This window comes from Paenisporosarcina sp. P4_D4 (genome assembly GCF_056401835.1).
Map to the genome: position 1 here is coordinate 1 of NZ_JBFUIO010000352.1, position 920 is coordinate 920.

General features: G+C 39.6%; 1 protein-coding gene. It reads right to left on the reverse strand.

What is annotated here, in order from left to right; translation table 11 throughout:
- On the reverse strand, positions 1-814 hold an 814-nt coding region (locus AC1DSL_RS18770; RefSeq protein ID WP_477533408.1), incomplete at its 3' end, for an aminotransferase class I/II-fold pyridoxal phosphate-dependent enzyme.
- Between the last annotated feature and the right edge of the window lie 106 nt (positions 815-920).

Genomic DNA, 920 nt, shown 5'->3' on the forward strand with positions numbered 1-920 from the left:
CGGTTACAGTTTGTAGATTGGAAAGGTAAAGGACAACTTCCTGAGCATTTTTCTCATGCCGATTCATTCGTAGAGATAAAGTTTTCATACCGCGCATCAATAACCAGGAGTCAAATGGACTAAGTACAGCTCCCGTACTGTTATGGTAATTCGCTAGTTCCTCACATAGTTTTTTTCCTTTAGCAACAATAAGTCCAGCAAGAACATCATTATGACCGCCTAAATATTTGGTTGCGCTGTGGATTACAATGTCAGCACCAAGAGTGATTGGTTGTTGCAAGAGAGGTGTATAGAAAGTGTTATCGACAATCAGCATAATTCCGTGTTTCTTGGCAATTTCCGAAACAGCGGAAATATCTGTTTTCTTCATTAAGGGGTTTGTAGGCGTTTCCAGAAAGATAGCTTTTGTTTGAGGGGTAATCTTTATTTCGATTTCTTCCGGACAATATGTGTTTATGTATTGACACTTCAACCCCCATTTTTTATATCCTTGTTCTAATAAACGATAGGTACCTCCATATAAATCTTCACTAACTAACCATTCATCACCTGATTGAAATAGGGACAAAACGGTCATAATTGCCGCCATCCCAGAACTACAGGCGAAGCCTTGATCACCATATTCCAAATCTGATATTGTATTTTCAAGGAGCTGACGTGTTGGATTTCCCGTACGACTATAATCAAACTCCGTCGATTGCCCAAGCCCTTCATGACGATAGGCCGTAGAAAAATAAACAGGCGGATTCACAGTCCCTGTAACCGTATCACTGCGATTTCCAATTTGAGCAAGTTGTGTATCGATTTTATACATCCCAATCACTCCTCTAATAAAAATGTTGATGCACATTAAAACGGCGTTCTCCATTGTGGATCATCAGTTATTGATACTCTCACTGCAGATTCTTACAACGTTAACT